Source organism: Anaeromassilibacillus sp. Marseille-P3371 (assembly GCF_900169665.1).
GTDB lineage: Bacteria > Bacillota > Clostridia > Oscillospirales > Acutalibacteraceae > Anaeromassilibacillus.
The window spans coordinates 935,631-956,330 of the sequence record NZ_LT835157.1; the positions used below are offsets into that span (position 1 = coordinate 935,631).

A 20,700-nucleotide genomic window follows, 5' to 3' on the forward strand; every position below is an offset into this window, starting at 1 on the left:
ACCGTGAAGAAAAAAGTTTGGGTGGCGTCGCCGGTCTGCTTTATATTGGCAGCGGCGATGCTGATTATGGCGCTGATAAGCTGGGCCATGGACCACCGGCTCCTTTTCATCGCGGAGGCGGTGATGGCTGTTTTGGCCATTGTTGCGATTGCCATTGTGAATATCCGCTTTCAGGGATACGTCTATACCTCTGTAAAGGCGGCCAAAAAGGCGCTCTTTGGAAAGAACTATGACGCCCTGGAACGCTTTACAATGCCTACTGCGATTGTTGGCGAAGCAGGAGACATTGTATGGGCCAACGCGGCTTTCCTAGAAAGCGCCGGCGGGGTACGCGATTGCCGGGGAGAGAACGTGATGAAGTTTCTCTATCCCCATACAATTCAGCAGGTGGTAGCATCCAAAGGTACGGATGTAACCATCGGCGAACGGCGGTTTACTGCGTTTGCCTCTAAAACGGAAAGTGGACACATTCTCTGTTTCGTGGATGATACGTACTATAAAGCAATCAATCGTGAATACGTGGAAAAGCAGCCTGTGGTGGCGTTGGCTCATTTTGACAATCGGGAAGAGCTTGCACGCGATTCCAGTGGCAGCGAGGATGCCCGGATTGCCTCGGAGGTAGAACAGATACTGACCAATTGGGCACAGAGTATGGGGGGATTTTTGCGGCGGCTTTCCGGTGGGCGGTTCCTGATTTTGACCGATGAAGCCCATATTCGCCAGGCGATAGAAAAGCGCTTTGAAGTTTTGGACAAGATCCGGGAGATTAAAGCGGGAGAACGCCGCAGCGCGACCGTATCGATCGGCGTGGCGCGCGGTGCAGAATCCCTGCAAGAAGCGGAACAGTGGGCACGTAAAGCTTTGGAGATGGCCTTGGGGCGGGGCGGAGACCAAGTGGCAGTCAAGCAAAAAAATGATACATATGAATTCTTTGGCGGATTGAGCAAGGGCGTAGAGAAGCGTGACAAGGTGCGTACACGTGTGATCGCCGCAACCTTGTCAGATCATATCAAAGAGGCGGACAATGTGCTCATCATGGGGCACCGTTTTTCCGATTTAGATGCGATGGGGGCGGCGGTCGGCCTGTGGAGCGCGATCACCAAGGCTTTGCATAAACCTGCATTTGTTGTTGTAGATCGTCAGCAGACGCTTGCAGGGCAGATTGTAGAGCGGATCGATGCCCAGTCGGGCGACCGCGTGGTATTTCTTTCGCCCATGGACGCCATGGAACAGTTATCTTCCCGGACGCTGTTAATCGTAGTGGACACGCATTCGCCAGATTTTGTGGAGAGCCGCGAACTGTTGAATCATGTCAGCCGTGTAGTTGTCATTGACCATCATCGCTTGATGGTCAAGCGAATTGACAATGCGATTGTCTTTTACCATGAGCCCTATGCGAGTTCTGCTTCAGAAATGGTGGCGGAGTTGGTCCAATATATTGGGGACAGCACGCTTACGCAACAGGAAGCGGAAGCACTTTTGGCTGGAATCATGCTGGACACCAAGAGTTTTGTGCTCAAGACAGGTGTGCGGACCTTTGAGGCAGCCGCCTATTTGCGCCGCCGTGGCGCGGACACGGTGGAGGTTAAGCGGATGTTTGCCGACTCCATTGACAGTTACAAAGCAAAGTACAAAATTGTCTCCGAAGCGGAGATTGTACAGAATTGTGCGATCGCCTGTGCAGAAAAAGAATTTTCGGATATTCGAGTGGTTTCTTCACAAGCGGCAGATGAACTGCTTTCGATCCGTGGGGTAAAGGCATCCTTTGTGATCTTCCCGACAGGGAATGTGATGAATATTTCCGCACGTTCGCTGGGGGACATCAATGTCCAGGTGGTGATGGAGGTTTTGGGGGGTGGAGGCCATTTGACCATGGCGGCGACCCAGCTTCCCAATTTGACCGCTGAACAGGCCAAGAGCAAGCTGTTGGCTGCGATCAAGGAAAAGGCGCAGCTTCCAGTTGGTCAGAAATAGGCAGTATAATCGGAATCATGGATAAAGGCAGGAGTTCCCTGTCCTTATCTGTGATTCCGGTTCTTCTCCGGTTTTCGCCGGAATAAAGTTTTTGCTATGGAGGAAATAACTATGAAAGTCGTATTGCTTCAAGATATCAAAGGAACGGGAAAGAAGGGCGAGCTTGTCAGTGTGTCGGATGGCTACGCTCGCAATTTTTTGTTTCCACGCAAGTTGGCCAAGGAGGCCAATGCACAGGCCATGAATGAATTGAAAAATGCAGAAGCTGCCAAAGCGCACAAAATCGAAGTGGACATTGCCAACGCCAATGCCGCGGCGGAAAAGTTGGAGGGAAAAAGCGTCAAATTGTATGCTAAGGGCGGCCAGGGTGGACGCCTGTTTGGCTCTGTGACGGCAAAGGAAATAGCAGAAGAGATTAAGAAAGTCTATCATATCGATATTGACAAGAGAAAGATCGAAATCGACGGAGACATCAAAGCTTTTGGCACATATGAGTGCGTCATCAAGCTTTACACAGGAATTAGCACAAAGATTTATGCGGTGGTTTCCGAGGCGGAATAAGCGCTGTTTTTCTCAATTATAAAGGTGTTTGAAGAGGAGGTCTTTGCAGGATGGACAGTTTTTCAACGGGTTATAGCGCCTTGAATTTGCCGTTTAGCCCAGAAGCGGAACAGTCCGTGCTGGGCGCCATCCTGTTGGATTCCTCCTGTCTGGATCGTGTGGCGGAGATTTTACCGCGGCCCGATTATTTTTATCAAACCAACAATGGTCTGATTTACGGTGCGATGCTGGACATGTTTACCTTGGGGAAACCGGTGGACTTTGTCACAGTGTTGGAAAAGCTCAAGGAGAGCCGAGAATTTGACGAGGCGAGTGGAAAGACATACCTGTTACAACTTGCACAGATTGTTCCATCCATCAGCAATGTAGAGTCATATGCTCGGATTGTCCGCGATAAATATGACATTCGCACGCTGATTGTCACGGCGCGGGAGATCATAGAAGAGGCGGCAGACGGCACCGCGGATGCTACGACGCTTTTAGATTCTGCGGAGCAGAGGATCTTTGATATCCGTCGGGGGAAAAACATGCAGGGTCTGCAACGGATCGACGAGATCATCATCCAGACACTCGACCGTTTGGATTTGTTGAATTCACCGGACAGCGACCAATACAAAGGGGTGCCCACTGGAATCAAAGAGCTGGATGATACCATCACCGGCCTCAACCGATCGGACTTAATCCTGCTGGCGGCTCGCCCTGGTATGGGTAAAACAAGCTTTGCGCTGAATATTGCACGCCATGCTGCGGTTAAGGCGGACAAGCGTGTCGCCTTCTTTTCTCTGGAAATGACCAAGGAACAGTTGGTATCGCGTCTGCTCTCCACGGAAGCGCTTGTGGGCGGCACAAAACTGCGCACAGGCAAGCTGACCGAGGAGGAGTGGGTTCGTTTGATCGAAGGCGGAGACATTCTCTCTAAGACACAGATGTTTTTTGACGACAGCTCGGGGATCACGGTTCCAGAGATGAAGGCAAAATTGCGCCGCCTGAAAGATGTAGATCTTGTGGTGATCGACTATTTGCAGTTGATGTCCGGTTCCACAAAGCGAAGTGGAGATGGTAATCGAGTACAGGAGATCTCGGAGATCACACGAAATTTGAAAATCATGGCGAAGGAGCTAAATGTCCCTGTGCTGACGCTGTCTCAGCTTTCCCGTGCGAGCGAACAGCGCACAACGCACCGTCCAATGCTTTCAGACCTGCGCGATTCCGGTTCCATTGAACAGGATGCGGACATTGTCCTGTTCCTGTATCGAGAGGATTACTATGCTGGCGCGGATGCGCCGGGCGAATCGGAGGACCGCAACAGCGGCGAGTGTATTATTGCGAAGAACCGCCATGGCGAGACAAAGACGGTTCCACTGCATTGGCAGGGTGAGTTTATGCGCTTTACCGCGCAGGAGGTGCTGCGCCGTGAATGAGGACATGCAGCAAATTTTTGAACAAATCAAAGGGGTAATCGCTGCGTTCGGTATGTTTCCACAAAAGGGCAGGGTGATTGTTGGTCTGTCTGGAGGAGCCGACTCGATGGCGCTTACCCATTTTCTCATATATCATACCGATCAAACGGTATTGGCTGCCCATGTGAATCACGGCTTGCGCGGGAAAGATGCCAATCGAGATGAAGAGGCGGTGCGGCTCTGGTGCCAGGAGAATCGAATTCCCCTGCGCGTCTTACACGCCGATGTAAAGCGTTTGGCGCAGGAGCGTGGAATGGGACTGGAAGAATGCGGACGCGAAGTCCGCTATGCTTTTTTTCGGGAATTGGCAAACCTTGAAACAGACCGTATCGCTACTGCGCACACCCTCTCGGATCAGGTGGAGACGGTGTTGTTGCATTTGACCCGTGGCGCAGGCCTGCGTGGCTTGAGTGGGATTCCCCCCGTGCGGGGCAAGATCGTCCGGCCCTTTTTGCGCATCACACGGGAACAGGTGGAAGCCTATTGCCGGTTTTACCGCCTTCCCTATGTGACCGATCAGACGAACGAGGAGCGGATATTCGCTCGCAATCGAATTCGTTTGGATGTAGTGCCTGTACTTGAATCCATCAATCCTGCGTTTGTACAGGGGATTGCTGGGATGGTCGAGCGCATTTCACGGGATGAGCAATATCTGCAAGAGGAGGCTGAACAGGCTCTTCGGCGGGCGAAGACGGACTACGGTTACAGGCGAGATATTTTGGCTGGACTGCCCATGCCGGTTCTTGTCCGCGCTCTGGAACATGTGATTCAGTGCGTAGGAGGTGTGCAACCGGAAAGTCAGCACTTGGAACATGCAGCGGTTGTAGTCCGTACAGGGCATGGCGGTTTGAGCACACCGGGTGGAATACAACTCGTCGTGCAGGGCAATACTCTCTTTGTGGCGCAGAGGCCGGTTTCCCCTTGGACTTTGCCTGCACAAGAAGGAACGATTCCTTTACCGGACGGTCGTTGCGTGACTTTAAGAAAAATCCACAAGAAAGACATAGAGAACCAGAATAAATTTAAAAATTTGTTATTTCATAATTGTATCAACTATGATACAATTACAACTACACTGTTCTTTCGAAATCGGCGGGCGGGAGATCATTTCCGCCCGGCGGGCCGCGGTGTCACAAAATCGTTGAAGAAGTTGTTCAACGAGGCGAAGATTGAGCCGCTACTGCGGGACCGCGTACTTTTATTGGACGATGGGAAGGAAATCGTATGGATGGAGGGCTTCGGCCCCTCTGAACATGCCCGGGTTCCGAATCATGCGGAACAGGTGCTCCTGATTACGGTCACGAACGCCAAAGAGGATTCGGAATCGCAGATACTTCGGGTAAATGATATCAGAAAGGAACGGGTAGATCATGGTCAATGACATCAAAGAGGTGCTTTTTAGCGAAGAATACCTGGCGAACATTGTCCAGCGTATCGGAAAACAAATCAGTGAAGATTACAAGGACAAAAATTTGTTGATGGTGAGCGTCTTAAAAGGGTCCGTTGTCTTTATGGCAGATCTGATGCGTGCGATTACCATCCCATGCCGCGTGGATTTTATGTCGGTGTCGAGTTACGGTTCCGGCGTAAAAACCTCTGGGGTGGTTAAGATCGTCAAGGATTTGGATATTCCGTTGGCTGGATATGACCTGCTGGTGGTAGAGGACATCCTCGACAGCGGTATGACGCTGAGTTACATACTGGAGCTCCTGCAATCTCGCGGCCCCCGGAGCATCCGGCTGTGCACGCTGTTCGATAAGCCGGAGCGGCGCACCGTAGACATAACCGCAGACTATGTTGGCACAACCGTTCCGGATGCCTTTATTGTTGGCTACGGACTGGATTATGATGAGAGATATAGGAATCTTCCCTTTGTGGGCATTTTAAAGCCGGAGGTGTACGGCGGCTGACCGTCCCTCTGTGAAGGAGTGGATAACTTGGACAATAGAGACAAAATGAAACGCCTGCTGATCTATCTTGGCATTCCGATTGCGCTGTTTTTGGTGATTGGTATGCTGTTTAGTAGCCGTCCGACGGAAAAGAGCTATGTCTATTCGGACATTGTCAGCTACTTTGAAGATCAGCAGGTGACCGCATTCTCGATCAATATGGGTACAGGCGAAATGCGCCTTCAGCTCGACGATGAGAAAAAGTCCATCATCAATTATACAGCGCCAAATTCAGCATACCTGTTGCAGGAGATTCAGCCCTATGTAGATGAATACAATGCTGACCATCCGGGCAATGCGCGGATGAAACGCGACATACAGCGGGCGCCGGAGACTTCCTGGCTTGTGAGTATGCTGCCGATGTTGGTGGTATTGGGGTTGGGAGTTTTCCTTTGGTGGTTCATGATGAAGCGCCTGAACTCGACCATGGGGGATGCCGGCAAGCAGATGAATTTTGGCAAGGCCAAAATCAAACAGATGGCCGACGAAAAGAGGAAGACGACCTTTGCCGATGTGGCAGGTGCGGATGAGGAAAAGGAAGAACTGCGGGAGATCGTGGAATTCCTAAAGAACCCGAAAAAGTACAACGAACTCGGCGCAAGAATTCCGAAAGGTGTCCTGCTGGTGGGCCCTCCTGGTACTGGTAAAACCTTGCTGGCCCGCGCGGTTGCAGGGGAAGCGGGGGTGCCGTTTTTCTCCATATCGGGTTCCGATTTCGTGGAGATGTTTGTCGGCGTCGGTGCATCCCGTGTACGCGATCTGTTTGAACAGGCGAAGAAGAACTCTCCCTGTATCATTTTTATCGATGAGATTGATGCGGTAGGCCGTCAGCGCGGCGCAGGATTGGGCGGCGGCCACGATGAGCGCGAGCAGACATTGAACCAATTGCTGGTGGAAATGGACGGTTTTGGCGCGAACGAAGGCGTAATTATGATTGCAGCGACAAACCGCCCGGATGTTTTGGACCCCGCTTTGATGCGCCCCGGCCGTTTTGACCGCCAGGTGGTGGTCAGCTATCCCGACATTAAGGGCCGTGAGGAAATCCTCAAGGTTCATGCACGCGGAAAGCCGCTTGCGCCAGACGTTGAACTCAAAACGATTGCCAAGTCTACGGCGGGTTTTACCGGCGCGGACTTGGAAAACCTGTTGAATGAAGCAGCTCTGTTGGCAGCGCGGCGGAATCTGAAGGCGATCACTATGGCAGAGATCGAGGAAGCTACCATTAAGGTTGTAGTGGGAACAGAGAAGAAGAGCCATGTGATGACAGACCACGAAAAGAGGCTGACAGCGAACCATGAGGCTGGCCATGCTGTGGCGACCTATTATTGCCCCACGCAGGACCCGGTGCATCAAATTTCCATTATCCCGCGTGGCATGGCGGGAGGGTATACCATGCATCTGCCTACGGAGGATCGCTCTTATCAGTCTCGCAAAGAGATGAAGGAGGACCTGGTGGTGCTCCTGGGAGGCCGCGTCGCAGAAGCCTTGACGCTGGACGACATCTCTACAGGCGCGTCCAACGATATTGAGCGCGCCACAAAAGTCGCCCGGTCCATGGTGACAAAATATGGTATGAGCGAAAAGCTGGGGCCAATCCAATACGGTACGGATGACAGCGAACCGTTCCTCGGCCGCGATATGGGACATATCCGAAACTATTCCGAAGAGACCGCCTCCGCGATTGACAATGAGATCAAAATGTTGGTGGAGGATGCTTACCACAAGACGGAACGAATCCTGACCGAGCATATGGATCAACTGCACGAGGTGGCCGAATTCCTTTTCCATAATGAAAAGATGAGTGGTGAGGAGTTCCGGGCTGTGATGGAGGGTACTTATCAGTATCCTGAGGAACAGCCGCAGGAACCTGCTTCGTTCGCCAGCGATTTCGATACAGATAAACACTGATTTTCGTCTATCGTTTTGGCCTATAGATTGTATGTGTCAAGGGGTCGCTGCCAATGCAGAATTTGCATTGTGCAGCGTCCTTTTTTTGCCAAACCGAACCAAGCAAATTTATTTGCAAAATGTATTGTTTTGGCATATAATTACGTATTGTATATGATTTGGCTTTATGAAAGTTTGAGGAGAGAGCAGAGAAATGGCAAAAAAACCGGTTTACGGCAATGAGAGCATCTCTTCCCTGAAAGGCGCGGACCGTGTCCGCCGCCGTCCGGCAGTAATCTTTGGCTCGGATGGAATCGAGGGATGTGAGCATTCGATCTTTGAAATTTTATCGAACTCCATTGATGAAGCACGCGAAGGATATGGCAAGGAGATCACAATCACCCGTTTTGCCGACGACTCAGTTGAGGTGATTGATCGCGGGCGCGGATGCCCGGTAGACTACAATCCCAAGGAACAGCGTTACAATTGGGAGTTGGCTTTTTGCGAGCTGTATGCGGGCGGCAAATATAACAATGCTTCCGCAGAGAGTTACGAATATTCGTTGGGGTTAAATGGTCTAGGGCTGTGTGCCACGCAATATGCTTCGGAATACATGGACGTGGAAGTCTGCCGGGATGGCTTCCGATACACTCTGCATTTTGAACGTGGAGAGAACATCGGCGGATTGAAAAAGGAGCCTTATAATGGAAAGGTCACAGGGACCAAAATCCACTGGAAGCCGGACATACAGGTTTTTACAGACATCCATATCCCTGTGGACTACTATTTAGACATCATTAAACGTCAAGCGATTGTGAATGACGGCATCAAGTTTGTTTTTCGCAATCAGGTGAACGGTAAGTTTGAAACGACGGAATTCCTGTATCAAAATGGAATTGTCGACCATGTAAAAGAAATTGTTGGAGAGGATGCACTGACTTCCGTACAGTTCTGGCAGACAGAGCGCAAAGTCCGTGATCGCGCCGACAAGGCGGAATACCGCACAAAAATCAATGTGGCGGTTGCCTTTTCCAATCGCAATAGACAGATTGAATATTACCACAATTCCAGTTGGTTGGAACATGGCGGGGCACCGGATAAGGCGGTTCGAAATGCATTTGTCTATCAGATCGACGCTTACCTGAAGCAAACAGGGAAATACAATAAAAATGAAAGCAAGATTACCTTTGCAGATGTAGAGGACTGTTTGGTGTTGGTTATTTCCTCCTTTTCAAACCAGACTTCCTATGAGAATCAGACGAAAAAGGCGATCACCAACAAGGGCATTCAGGAGGCGATGACGGAGATGCTCCGCCATCAGCTGGAGATCTATTTTATTGAAAACCCCATGGAAGCGGACAAGATTGCTGCACAGGTGTTGATTAACAAGCGCAGTCGTGAAGATGCAGAAAAAACCCGCCTGAATATCAAGAAAAAACTCACCAGCACCATGGATGTCACCAGCCGTGTGGCAAAATTTGTGGATTGCCGCAGCCGCGATGCAAGTGAACGTGAGATTTTTATCGTGGAGGGAGATTCCGCGTTAGGGGCATGTAAACAGGCGCGCGACCCCAATTTTCAGGCGATCATGCCGATTCGAGGCAAAATTTTGAATTGTCTAAAGGCGGATTATGATAAGATCTTTAAGAGTGAGATTATCACAGACCTGTTAAAAGTTTTGGGGTGTGGTGTGGAAGTAAAAGCAAAGGCAAACAAAGAGCTTTCGACCTTCGACCTTTCCCTCCTGCGCTGGAATAAGGTGATTCTTTGTACAGATGCGGATGTGGATGGGTTTCAGATTCGCACGCTTTTGTTAACGATGCTGTACCGTCTGACGCCGACCCTCATCAATGTAGGAAAGGTATTTATCGCAGAATCGCCCCTATTTGAAATCACAACCAAAAGTGAGACGTATTTTGCCTATACCGAGAAGGAGAAGGACGATTTCCTCAAACAATTGGAGGGGAAAAAGTATACCATCCAGCGCTCCAAAGGCTTGGGTGAAAATGAACCGGATATGATGAACCTGACCACAATGAATCCGGAAACGCGCCGTTTGATTAAGGTTATGCCGGAGGATGCGGCGCGAACAGCGGAGATGTTTGACCTCCTTTTGGGGGATAATCTCTCTGGGAGAAAGGATTTCATTGCGGAGAATGGATACCGCTACATCGACACAGCGGATGTAAGCTAAGGAGGGGGAGAACAGATGCCAAAAAAACGTAAGGACCCACCCCAGGCCCGTCCAAAGGCCAACGGCGTGATCGAAGGAGCGGGCGAGGTGGTAGAGCAGCGCATTACAAGGACGCTGGAAGAAAATTATATGCCCTACGCGATGAGTGTCATCCTCTCACGTGCAATTCCAGAGATCGACGGCTTTAAGCCTGCGCATCGAAAGCTCCTGTATACCATGTACAAAATGGGGTTACTGGGCCCGACCCGCACCAAATCAGCAAACATTGTGGGACAGACGATGAAGTTAAACCCGCACGGCGATGCGGCAATTTATGATACGATGGTGCGATTGAGCCGCGGTTATGAGGCACTGCTCCATCCATATATTGATTCCAAGGGAAACTTTGGAAAGTTCTATTCCAGGGATATGGCCTGGGCGGCTTCGCGTTATACGGAAGCACGCCTGGATGACCTTTGCAAAGAACTCTTCAGCGATATTGATAAGGATACGGTGGACTTTGTCGACAACTACGACAATACGCTGAAAGAGCCCACTCTACTGCCTGCAAGCTTTCCGTCCGTTCTGGTCAATGCAAATACCGGCATTGCGGTTGGTATGGCGAGCTCCATCTGCCCGTTCAATTTAGCGGAGGTTTGCCAGACGACCATCGCGCAGATGCGCGATCCGGACCATGACATTTCTTCCACTTTGTTGGCGCCGGATTTTCCCGGAGGGGGACAGTTGGTCTACGATGCCAAGGCAGTACAAGAGATTTACCGAACTGGGCGCGGTAGTTTCCGAGTGCGCGCGCGATATAGCTATGATAAATCGGCCAACTGCATCGATATTACGCAAATTCCTCCCACAACCACGGTAGAGGCCATTGTAGAAAAGGTTGTGGATCTGGTTAAGCATAGCAAACTCAAGGAGATTTCAGATATCCGCGATGAGACCGGGCTTGATGGGTTGAAGATCACCGTAGACTTAAAACGCGGCGTCGATCCGGACCGTCTGATGCAGCGTCTTTATAAGCTTACACCCCTGGAAGACAGTTTCTCCTGCAATTTTAATGTATTGATTGCGGGGGTTCCGCGTGTGTTGGGGGTGGGAGAGCTTCTGCAGGAGTGGACTGCGTTTCGCATCGAGTGTGTACGCCGCCGCACACATTTTGATTTGAGCAAGAAACGTGACAAACTTCATTTGCTCAAGGGACTACAAGCGATTCTCTTGGATATTGACAAGGCGGTGTCCATCGTACGAAATACAGAAGAGGAAACCGAGGTCGTGCCGAATCTGATGATCGGCTTTGGAATTGACGAAGTGCAAGCAGAGTATGTGGCAGAAATCAAGCTGCGCCATCTCAACAGGGAATACATCCTCAAACGAACGGAAGAGGTTGACCAGCTCGAAAAAGACATCGCTCAACTTCAAGGAATCCTGGACAGCAAGGCAAAGGTTCAAGGAATCATTATCAAAGAGTTACAGGCTGTCGCCAAGCAATATGGACAGCCACGCCGAACCATGCTCATTTATTCCGATGAGTTGGAGGAATACCAGGAAGAAGAGGAGATTCCAGACTATCCGGTGCATCTCTTCTTCACTCGCGATGGTTATTTTAAAAAGATTACGCCCCAGTCGCTTCGCATGAGCGGCGAACAAAAGTTGAAAGAGGGCGATATGATTGTTCAACAGTTAGAGAGCACAAACAATGTGGACTTGCTGTTCTTTACAGACAAAGCACAGGTGTATAAGGCGAAGGCTTCCGACTTTGGAGATACCAAAGCGAGTGTTCTGGGAGAATACATCCCTGCGAAACTCGGAATGGATGAAGGTGAAAATGCGCTGTATATGGCGGTGACGAAGGATTACAGCGGTTATATGCTGTTCTTCTTTGAAAATGGAAAGGTTGCAAAGGTCAGTATGGATTCCTATGCAACAAAGACCAACCGCCGTAAATTGCTTGGAGCTTATAGCGATAAGTCCCCAGCGGCATCCATTGCCTATATACAGGAGGATTGTGAGTTTCTGCTTGCCAGCGCACAAGGACGAATGCTTTTGATGCACACGGGCGCTGTTCAACCAAAGACAACGCGCAATACCCAGGGCGTCGCAGCAATGACCCTTCGCAAAGGTGGACGGCTGTTGAGAGCCGTCCCCTATGTAGAGGGAATGCTCAAAAAGCCAGATCGCTATCGGAAAAACATCCCAGCGTTGGGGGCATTGCCCACTCCGGAAGAATCCGAAGGAGAACAGATGACATTCGGATAATTCTTTGTCAAATGCCATAGGAATGGGATATTTGTATTTAGAAAAAGTAAACGTGCGGTATACCCGGAAAATACATGGAATGGTGTGGTATAAACAGAAGCGTTTCAGATTTCTGTTATGCTTTGCTTAAAACAGTTCTATACACGGCAAAAGGGCGCCAACGGCCAATAGCCGCCAGCGCCCAATGCGGTTTCCGAAACGGCAAACGCATGCATTCCGGAAGTCCTTTGTTAGATTGTCCAAATCCATATAGACTTATACATCTTCTGTCTTTGGTTCCAATCGGGTGTGGATTGAAATGACGGAGTGATCGAAGCGGAGAAACGGGAGGCGTTAGGTAACCCTCCATGCGGAGGGTGTGGATTGAAAGGATGAATCGCAAATTGTCAAAACCCAAGCGGAACTTGTCACCCTCCATGCAGAGGGTATGGATTGAAAAGCTCCATTGCGGGCGAACATTTCCAGCGTGTCAGTCATCCTCCATGCAGAGGGTGTGGATTGAAATCTAAAAGTGCAATGTCCCCGGTTGTATAGATGTGTTACCCTCCATGCGGAGGGTGTGGATTGAAATATTATCAGGAGATGTTACTGGATACTCTAAATGATGTCACCCTCCATGCAGAGGGTAAGTATGGAGATCGGTTTCATCAAGCCGGGACGATCAAATTGGACAGGTTTTCTGAGACGTAATCATAGACCGACAACGCCCAACGGAAATCATAATCGGGAAACGTTTTTTCTCGCTCTTGAATTCGCTCTTCGAAGCTTTTGTCCGGATAAAGGAATCTTGTGACATCACAGATGAGATAGCCGTCTTTTTCCAGAAGGCAGGTTTCTCGGATTTCTTCGGTGGGAACCGCCTGTTCCTTCAAAAAAACGTAGGCTCCATCGACCAGTTCGTCTTTTTGAAAGCATTGTAGAAGGTACATCACCTGGGGCTCAAAGTCGACGACCCGTTCAGAGGTGTCCACATGGATGCGGGTTGCATTTCCATAAAATTCGCCGTTGTTCCAATATTCAGAGATGGCTGTGTGCTCTGCGCCCCAGAGGCCGTCGGCATTGCGGTTGGGATCTTGAAACGTTTTTGATGTGTCCACCTCTAGTCCAATGTCCATGAGGGAATAACCTTTGACAATTCTGGCATATTCTGCTGAAAAGTCAGTGGGCAAAGATTCCGAGGATTGCGAAAGCTCCGTACTTTGGCTGGAAGAGTTAAGAGCAGAGTTATCCGTAACCGATGTTGGGAGGTTTTCATGGTTGGTGCAAGCACAAAGAATCAATACGAATAAAACTGCGGAAAATAGACAGTAGCGTTTTCTCATAAAAGGCCTCCTTTCAAGATCGACCATGGAGAGTTAATATTGGTAACTATACACCCTATGGATGATAGATCCCTGGTTCATGTAGTCTTGGAGGGTGGGATCGTTATAAAAAGCGGGATCTTTGATATAAATCAGTTCCCCGCTGTATGCATAAGCTACAACGAAATGAGTGTCATTCCCTTTGGCCATACCAATCATTACGGGCCTTTTTTTATTACTGATAGAGTCTGCAACAATTGGCGCTAATTGTGCAGTCGTATACGTTCGGGAGCGATCATGTAAATCTAATGTTAAGCTGCAACGGCTTCCCGCTTGTTCATAATCGAAAGGACAGGCGTAATTGGCGACAATTTTATGTACCTGACCAGGGTTATAATCGAGTCCTCTTAAATAGTTTGCTATCATTGTGAAGCTTGTCCATGTGCAGCCATAAGTTCCTATGGGAACATTCTGCGTTTGCGTGAGGTCGTTGCTATACGATTGGCCGCTTTGCTGCCAGCGTTTTATAGAGATTTCTCCACGAGCTCTTGTGCGAAGTAACCGTTGTCCTCTTGCTGTTGCCACTTGAATTTCTGCCGTACTGGGAGGTAAGGGATCATCATCTAAGGAAATTGGACCTGTTGTCTGACTTGGCGTAGCAGAAACTGGTAGGGAAATCGTAGTTACAAGTAATATGTGTAATAAGAGAAGAGAAAAAATTTAAGTGCGATAGAGCTTCTGCTTTAAATTAGAAATATAAATGATTATAATAATAAAATGTAATATGGATAGCCGCAATGGGACCACCTTCCTATATGGCCTATTTTTAGAATATATAATTAAATTTGAGTTTGTCAATAAAAATTACAGATTTGAAATTACTTAAAACAAAATTTGTAAAGAATATGTGAGAAATATAGATTTGTTTGGTTTAAAAGGATACCTTGATGAAAAGATGCTTGCAATGAGGCCCTTTTTGTGCTATTATATTCTAAGCTAAAAGCGGATTGGGTGAATCGTCCCAATTCAATTTTCGGAGGTGCGCTATGGGCGTTTGGCAAATTGTTTTGGGGGTCGTTTTGGCCTTGTTCTCCGTTGCTATCATCATCGTTGTTTTGTTGCAGGAAGGCCATCAGGCGGGACTCGGAGCAATTACAGGCGGTGCGGATACATTTCTTGCGAAGAATCAGGCTCGTACAGTGGACGCATTTCTTGCCCGGTGGACAAAGGTGATTGCAGTAGGTTTCTTTCTCCTGGTCATTGGCCTGAATGCGCTTGTATTTTTTGCCCCGTAAATCAAAACGTAAAAAGCCCCGCTTTCTAAGCGGGGCTTTTTTCTGCAAAGAATCGGAAAGAAAAGCAATAATTTGTGTAGGAATCGGGAAGAATTTTCGTTGAGAAGTGCCGCAGAAGGCGGAACAGGAGTATTAAGAATGTTGGAAGAAATGAAGGATCAGATTTTAAAATTTGTGCAGAAGATGCCCCAGGCGTTTACTTCGCGTAGTTTAATGAAAAAATTACGGGTCAAGGATGCAAAGCTGTTTTATCAAGCGTTGGATCAGCTGCAACAGCAAGGGCTTGTAAAAATCAATAAAAAACATCGAATTCGCCCAGCTGATCCGTCGGCTCGAAAAAAGCGTTCTAATTCGAAAAGAGGAAAGCAGCCGTTGGGGAGTGCCTTGCGAGAAAAATTGCGCGGTCCCGTTGAAAAAATCGACGGTGTTAAGAAGGCTGTCATTGTCTCTCTGAGCAAGGGGTTTGCTTTTGCCCGCCCGGAGGATGGTGGGGAAGATCTATTCATCCATGCAGACCACTTAAAATCGGCGTTTCTTGGAGATACGGTTGTATTAAATCACCTGGAGCGCAGCGAACGCGGGCTTTCGGCTGACGTGGAACAAATTACGGAAAAGGCGAGCCGCTTACTCACGGGCACACTGGTAGAGGGAGAAAGTGGGCTGGAATTTGCGCCGGATGAAGCGATCCGTTATCATCTTCCCTTGGAAAAAAAGAGCTTGCAGCATCTACGTCCACTGGTCAAGGCGCAAGCAGAAATTCGTCGGATTCCCGGGACGGACCGGCTGACCGCTCGTGTGATGAAAACTTATGGCAGTTCAGACCGCGCAAAGATCTGCGCAGATGCAATTATTGATCAAAACGGAATTCGAACCGAGTTTCCGAAGGAAGTTCTGGCAGAGGCAGAAAAGATTCGAAAAGCCAAGATTACGGATAAGGATCTCAAAGGGCGCTTGGACTTGCGCGGAACAAGCATTTGTACGATTGACGGTGCAGACGCAAAAGATTTGGACGATGCTATTTCTGTCAGCCGCACCCGATTGGGTTACCGCTTAGGCGTGCATATTGCGGATGTATCCCACTATGTAAAAGCTGGCAGTGCAATGGACCGTGAGGCACAGGAGAGAGGAACGTCGGTCTACTTTGCGGATCGCGTCATTCCAATGTTGCCCGAAGCATTGAGCAATGGGGTGTGTTCCCTCAACGCAGGGGAAGATAAGCTCACATTTTCAGCCATCATTGAATTGGACAAACAGGGGACAATTCTTTCCTATCGGTTCCGCAAAAGCGTGATTCAGTCCAAGGTGCGCGGCGTCTACTCCGAAGTCAACCAGCTTTTTGATGGAACAGCCGATAAGGCATTGCGCAAAAAATATTCGCCGGTTATCCGCTCTTTGCACGCGGCAAGGGAACTTGCGGAGGTTCTTAAAGCGCGCGCAAAGCGGAATGGAACGGTAGATTTAGACAGTGTGGAGTCGCGCTTTGTATTGGATGAGAATGGCGTCTGTATCGATGTACAACCCCGTGTGAGTGGGGAGGCAGAGCAGATGATTGAGCAGTTAATGATTACTGCCAACCAAGCTGCTGCCAAGCTGGCAAAGAGTGCAAAGCTTCCCTTTGTGTATCGAATTCACGAACAACCGGATCCAGACCGGGTGGATTCTTTGGCAGAATTGGTAAACGCCTTGGGATTCAATCCTGTAAGTTTACGGCATCGCACAAGCGTCAAAACGGCCGATTTTGCTGCTATCATGGAACAGGCGGAAGGAAAGCCAGCCCAAAAGGTAATTTCCCACCAGCTGCTCCGAACTATGGCGAAGGCACGATATGATACACAACCGATTGGTCATTTTGGGCTGGCCCTCGAGGACTATTGCCACTTCACGTCACCGATTCGACGCTATCCGGATACTGCGATTCATCGGATCCTATCGGCATACCTGGCAAAGGACAAGGAAATTGCAGCGCACTATACAGAGTTTTCGCGTGAGGCTGCATCGAATTCATCTAAATGCGAAATCCGGGCGATGGCGGCAGAAAGAAGCGCAGAAGACTGCTATATGGCGGAATATATGCGGCAACATCTTGGAGAGGAAGAAACCGGCGTAATCAGCGGGGTGACCATGCGCGGAGTTTTTGTCGAATTGCCCAACACGGTAGAGGGATTTGTCCCGATTACTTCCTTTGAAGGAGCAAACTTTACGTTTGATGGGATGATTACACAATATGATGAAACCACAGGCCGGAAGCTGACCATCGGCCAAACTTTAAGAGTAAAAGCAGTTGCAGCAGATGTAGCAACCGGCCGGATAGACTTCATTCCTGTAGAAAATACTGCGGTTAGCGCCAATTAGGCGTATTTGCCCAAGGTTCCTTTTTTAGAAGGATACTTGGGCTTTTTGTTTGTGGTTTTTCTAGAATCTGGTATAAAGCGTGGAATAAATGCCCACCATATTGACATAAAAATAAAAATACACGCGGAGAATTCATGTAAGGGTATCTGTCGTAGTTTGACCCTCACAGAATAGATGCGGATGGAAAGTGGTGTGCATATGGAATCGGTGTTAAAACTGATACAACGTGTAGACAGCCGGGAGACCGATAAAAAACAGGATCAGGAGAAGCGGCAGCTCCTGGAAGAAATTCGGGAGGTGGCGCGCCTTATGGCCTGTAACGACCTTTGGTTTGAGTTGGAATGCAATGAAGACCTGATCGAAGCATGCATTTATCAACGTGAGGCATTGCAGGCACGGTATCGCTATCTATTGGCGACTGCACGGCGCAAAGGAATCAGCTGTGCGCCGTTCCAACCAAAGAGGGCAGAGGGATAAGTCCATCGCTTGGGCTTGTCCCTTCCCTTGTTTTACAGGTGTTTTCCAGAGACATCCGATGAATTTGTATAAGGGGAGAGCCGCTTATACAGTGGTCTATACGATGGGATTGTCTACAGGCATCTCCGCGGAAGAAAACAGATGGTGAAGAACCGCATATGGAAAGGGGAATGGGAAAATGAACAGTTGGAACATGCTTTTGATCGGATTGGGAATCTTTGTGCTCTTGGTCCTTTTGCAAGCAATTGTACGGGCGGCACATCCGGTACAGCGTGCAGTTGGCGGAATTGCAATAGGTCTTTGTGCGCTGGTGGTGGTCAATTTAACGGGTGTTTTCACAGGGGTATCCATTCCGTTGAGTCCACTTGCAATTGGAGTATCAGGAGTAGCGGGGATTCCTGGGGTAACACTTTTGCTCCTGCTCAATTTAATCCTTGTATAGATTGCGCCTTTGCTCCAAAGAGGTTTTAAAGGAGGTCAAATAAAAAGAGATTGACTGGATTTTGAAGGATAGATATGATACAATCGAAAAAAGAAATACATGGGAGGTTGCATATGAAGGAGTTTCTTTTGGAGGCGTGTGTAGATAGTCTTGCGTCTGCTGAAGCGGCTAAACAGGGCGGAGCAGACCGCTTAGAACTCTGTACAGGCCTGGTCATTGGAGGACTGACACCAGGGTTGTCTTTTTTTCGTCAGGTCAAGAAGCGTACAGGTTTGCGAGTACATGTACTGATTCGACCGCGTTTCGGAGATTTTTGTTATTCTGCGGATGAGTTTGAAGGAATGAAAGAGGATATTCAAGCCTTCGTACAGGCAGGTGCAGATGGAATTGTCACAGGCTTTTTGCGTCCGGATGGCCATTTGGATTTCGAACGGATGAGACAGGTGCGCGAACTTTGTGGAACTTGTCATTTTACATTGCATCGTGCCTTTGATGTTTGCGTCGAGCCATTTCGCGCTCTGAGAGAGGCCAAAGAAATTGGTGTGGACACCATCCTAACTTCTGGGCAAAAGGACAGCGCTCTCGACGGCGCAGATCTTCTGCACGATCTGGTACAGGCTGCTGAGGGAAAAGTGGATATTCTTGTTGGAAGCGGGGTTCAAGCCAAAAATCTTGCGGAACTGGCTTCACGGACAGGAGCCAAAAGTTTTCACCTTTCGGCTAAAAAAGAGAAAGACAGTGCCATGGCCTATCGGAAAACCGATGTGCACATGGGACTGCCCATGATGAGTGAATATACGATTTTTGAAACAGATGCACAGGAGATCGCCGCTGCACGGCGTATCCTTGAGCAGTTGAGTGGGAATCAGCTTTAACCTTTCATTTCCTTCAAAAGGTCGGAAACCATATCGCGATTATTTGTGACAAGCGCCAGCATCATCCGGTACACATTCTGTGGAGCACGATGAAAATTGCGCTTCACCATACGCGCCTGAAAGAGGTCTGGAACATAGAGGGAAAAGCTCATCAGCTCCATGTCGCCGCCAGAAACATGACAGGTTACATTATATCCACGTTCAGTCCGATTGATCTCTACTTTGTTTTCACGTTCTCGTTTGGCAGCTGCCAGCAGATTCACAGCCGCAGACACTGCGCGTTCACGTACCGAGAGGGGAACGGCTGCATCGAGCTGTTTGGCAATCATACGAGCCTGCCGTGTAGCAGAGAGCAGATCGGGGTGCTCGGCATCAGCCGTGATATTCCCCTTATCGAGGAGTTCTGCCAAAGCGTCCGTCACTTCAAAATAATTGGCCAGCCCATTGTCCTGCATAATTCCAATGATGTCTTGCCGGGAAAGAGGGGCATCTACACTGGAGAGCAGATAACAGATCAATATACGAATCTGATTTTTGGTGCGGAGTCCCCCCGGCTCCACGCCTCCGGTAAAAGCATCATAGTCCATGAGAAACCCTCCTCTTTTATCCTAGCAAGGTACACACAGCCGTTCTGTACGCACAAATGTTGCGAGAGGAATTATCACACAAAAGGCGTTACAAAAAAGTCAAAGCGACTCATCCCGCCTGGATGATTTTGCTTTGACTTTTACAATTCCTCTTTTAGTTTAACATATGGCACGGCACCTTGCAAGACGAAAGAGCGGGTTTTATTTTTTCAGACCACAGATGTCGTTTGCGCTCTGAAGAATCTGTTCCTGTTCTTCTGGTGAAGCAGAACGGAAAACTCCGACTAACATCCGTTCGTCGGCCGATAGATCGTAAATATATTTGATATGATCAAAACTATCCCCTCTGCTGGAATCACGCAGCTGTCCTGCCTCTGATTCATCCATCAACAGTTCCATCAAAGAGACGTTATAGATTTTTGCCAGCAGCTTTAAAACAGAAATAGAAGGCGTCGTTTTGCCGGTTTCATAGTAAGTATAGGTGGAACGAGAACAATTTAGAATTTTCGCGATTTCCATCTGTTTAAAACCATTGTTTTCCCGCAAAGTGCGCAGCTTCTCGCAAAGCTTTTTGTTCGTCAAGGCCTATTCCCATCTTTCTTATAAATTCTGAATCTATATGCTATATTATAATATAACTGTTTGATTTTCGGATAAATATGTCAATAATCTTCACTGAATATAGAGATAATAGAGGTAGTATTCGCGGATTTTAAAGAAACTTGATGGGATGGACAAATATTTTTTGTAAAACTCTTGACGTTTCATTGAAAATTTTGTATACTATCAAAGTCAGCGATGCTGTATGGTTCTTTATATCGGTAGCTGATTAATGGTTTATTCCTTTGGAAGATTGGTCATCCAGAGGGAGTGTTATAGGAGTTTTATGCTGGTGTGGCTCAGTCGGTAGAGCAGCTGATTCGTAATCAGCAGGTCAGCGGTTCAAGTCCGCTCACCAGCTCCAAAAGAGTCGAGATCATTTGATTTCGGCTCTTTTTGTTTTTACTGAATTGTTATTCTACGTTGGAACTGTTTTGCCCGAAATTCCCCGGCAAAGAGATGGTTTTGTAACGCGACGATGTAGATTCTTGGCCGC

Annotated in this window: 17 protein-coding genes and 1 tRNA gene; 14 read left to right on the forward strand and 4 right to left on the reverse strand. The window is 48.6% G+C overall.

Going from position 1 to position 20,700, the window contains the following annotated elements:
• Positions 1 to 3 precede the first annotated feature (3 nt).
• The 8 genes from B9Y59_RS02945 (at position 4) to B9Y59_RS02980 (ending at position 12,275) form a co-directional block, all read left to right on the forward strand.
• Positions 4 to 1,974 (forward strand): DHH family phosphoesterase, encoded by a 1,971-nt coding sequence (locus tag B9Y59_RS02945; RefSeq protein WP_085531693.1) that lies wholly within the window; start codon positions 4 to 6, stop codon positions 1,972 to 1,974.
• A 111-nt stretch (positions 1,975 to 2,085) separates the two neighbouring features.
• A complete protein-coding gene (rplI, locus tag B9Y59_RS02950) occupies positions 2,086 to 2,535 on the forward strand; it encodes a 50S ribosomal protein L9 (protein ID WP_085531695.1) in 450 nt (149 codons plus the stop codon).
• Between the two features lie 50 nt (positions 2,536 to 2,585).
• Positions 2,586 to 3,956, forward strand: coding sequence for a replicative DNA helicase (dnaB, locus tag B9Y59_RS02955; protein WP_085531697.1), 1,371 nt, complete (start codon positions 2,586 to 2,588; stop codon positions 3,954 to 3,956).
• Entirely contained in the window at positions 3,949 to 5,376 is a 1,428-nt protein-coding gene (gene tilS / locus B9Y59_RS02960) for a tRNA lysidine(34) synthetase TilS (RefSeq protein WP_158088929.1), read from the forward strand. Before dnaB ends, tilS begins: the two co-directional genes overlap by 8 nt.
• Entirely contained in the window at positions 5,366 to 5,905 is a 540-nt protein-coding gene (gene hpt, locus B9Y59_RS02965) for a hypoxanthine phosphoribosyltransferase (RefSeq protein WP_054323918.1), read from the forward strand. Before tilS ends, hpt begins: the two co-directional genes overlap by 11 nt.
• Positions 5,906 to 5,932: 27 nt before the next feature.
• On the forward strand, positions 5,933 to 7,852 hold the full coding sequence (ftsH, locus tag B9Y59_RS02970; protein ID WP_082402175.1) for an ATP-dependent zinc metalloprotease FtsH: 1,920 nt from the start codon (positions 5,933 to 5,935) through the stop codon (positions 7,850 to 7,852).
• Positions 7,853 to 8,045: 193 nt separating this feature from the next.
• Positions 8,046 to 10,025, forward strand: a complete 1,980-nt coding sequence (locus tag B9Y59_RS02975) for a DNA gyrase/topoisomerase IV subunit B (RefSeq protein ID WP_085531701.1) — start codon at positions 8,046 to 8,048, stop codon at positions 10,023 to 10,025.
• A gap of 15 nt (positions 10,026 to 10,040) precedes the next feature.
• Positions 10,041 to 12,275, forward strand: a complete 2,235-nt coding sequence (locus tag B9Y59_RS02980; protein WP_085531703.1) for a DNA gyrase subunit A — start codon at positions 10,041 to 10,043, stop codon at positions 12,273 to 12,275.
• A 647-nt stretch (positions 12,276 to 12,922) separates the two neighbouring features.
• Here B9Y59_RS02980 and B9Y59_RS02985 read toward each other — a convergent pair.
• Together B9Y59_RS02985 and B9Y59_RS02990 are read right to left on the reverse strand one after the other, a co-directional pair.
• Positions 12,923 to 13,597 (reverse strand): hypothetical protein, encoded by a 675-nt coding sequence (locus B9Y59_RS02985; RefSeq protein WP_085531705.1) that lies wholly within the window; start codon positions 13,595 to 13,597, stop codon positions 12,923 to 12,925.
• A gap of 33 nt (positions 13,598 to 13,630) precedes the next feature.
• Positions 13,631 to 14,161 (reverse strand): cysteine peptidase family C39 domain-containing protein, encoded by a 531-nt coding sequence (locus B9Y59_RS02990; protein ID WP_143255217.1) that lies wholly within the window; start codon positions 14,159 to 14,161, stop codon positions 13,631 to 13,633.
• A 461-nt stretch (positions 14,162 to 14,622) separates the two neighbouring features.
• Between B9Y59_RS02990 and secG the strand changes: the two genes are divergently transcribed.
• The 5 genes from secG to B9Y59_RS03015 all read left to right on the forward strand — a co-directional run bounded on the left by secG (position 14,623) and on the right by B9Y59_RS03015 (position 19,017).
• Positions 14,623 to 14,871 (forward strand): preprotein translocase subunit SecG, encoded by a 249-nt coding sequence (gene secG / locus B9Y59_RS02995; RefSeq protein WP_054323914.1) that lies wholly within the window; start codon positions 14,623 to 14,625, stop codon positions 14,869 to 14,871.
• Between the two features lie 138 nt (positions 14,872 to 15,009).
• On the forward strand, positions 15,010 to 17,223 hold the full coding sequence (gene rnr / locus B9Y59_RS03000) for a ribonuclease R (RefSeq protein WP_242967211.1): 2,214 nt from the start codon (positions 15,010 to 15,012) through the stop codon (positions 17,221 to 17,223).
• Between the two features lie 198 nt (positions 17,224 to 17,421).
• Entirely contained in the window at positions 17,422 to 17,700 is a 279-nt protein-coding gene (locus B9Y59_RS03005; RefSeq protein ID WP_054323932.1) for a DUF2508 family protein, read from the forward strand.
• A 178-nt stretch (positions 17,701 to 17,878) separates the two neighbouring features.
• The gene (locus B9Y59_RS03010) at positions 17,879 to 18,142 is read left to right on the forward strand and encodes a pro-sigmaK processing inhibitor BofA family protein (protein ID WP_085531707.1); all 264 of its coding nucleotides are present in this window, start codon (positions 17,879 to 17,881) and stop codon (positions 18,140 to 18,142) included.
• A 113-nt stretch (positions 18,143 to 18,255) separates the two neighbouring features.
• Positions 18,256 to 19,017 (forward strand): copper homeostasis protein CutC, encoded by a 762-nt coding sequence (locus B9Y59_RS03015; RefSeq protein WP_085531709.1) that lies wholly within the window; start codon positions 18,256 to 18,258, stop codon positions 19,015 to 19,017.
• Here the strand turns inward: B9Y59_RS03015 and B9Y59_RS03020 are convergent.
• A complete protein-coding gene (locus B9Y59_RS03020) occupies positions 19,014 to 19,604 on the reverse strand; it encodes a DUF4364 family protein (protein ID WP_054323910.1) in 591 nt (196 codons plus the stop codon). The two genes, B9Y59_RS03015 and B9Y59_RS03020, sit on opposite strands and share 4 nt — an antisense overlap.
• A gap of 201 nt (positions 19,605 to 19,805) precedes the next feature.
• Positions 19,806 to 20,186 (reverse strand): helix-turn-helix domain-containing protein, encoded by a 381-nt coding sequence (locus tag B9Y59_RS03025; protein ID WP_085531711.1) that lies wholly within the window; start codon positions 20,184 to 20,186, stop codon positions 19,806 to 19,808.
• Positions 20,187 to 20,492: 306 nt separating this feature from the next.
• On the opposite strand from B9Y59_RS03025, the gene B9Y59_RS03030 reads away from it, so the two are divergent.
• A tRNA-Thr gene (locus B9Y59_RS03030) sits at positions 20,493 to 20,568 on the forward strand.
• Positions 20,569 to 20,700 lie beyond the last annotated feature (132 nt).

Excerpts from the sequence above, each read along its gene's own strand:
- rplI (WP_085531695.1), top strand. The coding sequence starts at position 2,086 with ATGAAAGTCGTATTGCTTCAAGATATCAAAGGAACGGGAAAGAAGGGC.
- dnaB (WP_085531697.1), top strand. The coding sequence starts at position 2,586 with ATGGACAGTTTTTCAACGGGTTATAGCGCCTTGAATTTGCCGTTTAGC.
- hpt (WP_054323918.1), top strand. The coding sequence starts at position 5,366 with ATGGTCAATGACATCAAAGAGGTGCTTTTTAGCGAAGAATACCTGGCG.
- B9Y59_RS02975 (WP_085531701.1), top strand. The coding sequence starts at position 8,046 with ATGGCAAAAAAACCGGTTTACGGCAATGAGAGCATCTCTTCCCTGAAA.
- B9Y59_RS02980 (WP_085531703.1), top strand. The coding sequence starts at position 10,041 with ATGCCAAAAAAACGTAAGGACCCACCCCAGGCCCGTCCAAAGGCCAAC.
- B9Y59_RS02985 (WP_085531705.1), bottom strand. The coding sequence starts at position 13,597 with ATGAGAAAACGCTACTGTCTATTTTCCGCAGTTTTATTCGTATTGATT.
- secG (WP_054323914.1), top strand. The coding sequence starts at position 14,623 with ATGGGCGTTTGGCAAATTGTTTTGGGGGTCGTTTTGGCCTTGTTCTCC.
- rnr (WP_242967211.1), top strand. The coding sequence starts at position 15,010 with ATGTTGGAAGAAATGAAGGATCAGATTTTAAAATTTGTGCAGAAGATG.
- B9Y59_RS03005 (WP_054323932.1), top strand. The coding sequence starts at position 17,422 with ATGGAATCGGTGTTAAAACTGATACAACGTGTAGACAGCCGGGAGACC.
- B9Y59_RS03010 (WP_085531707.1), top strand. The coding sequence starts at position 17,879 with ATGAACAGTTGGAACATGCTTTTGATCGGATTGGGAATCTTTGTGCTC.
- B9Y59_RS03015 (WP_085531709.1), top strand. The coding sequence starts at position 18,256 with ATGAAGGAGTTTCTTTTGGAGGCGTGTGTAGATAGTCTTGCGTCTGCT.
- B9Y59_RS03020 (WP_054323910.1), bottom strand. The coding sequence starts at position 19,604 with ATGGACTATGATGCTTTTACCGGAGGCGTGGAGCCGGGGGGACTCCGC.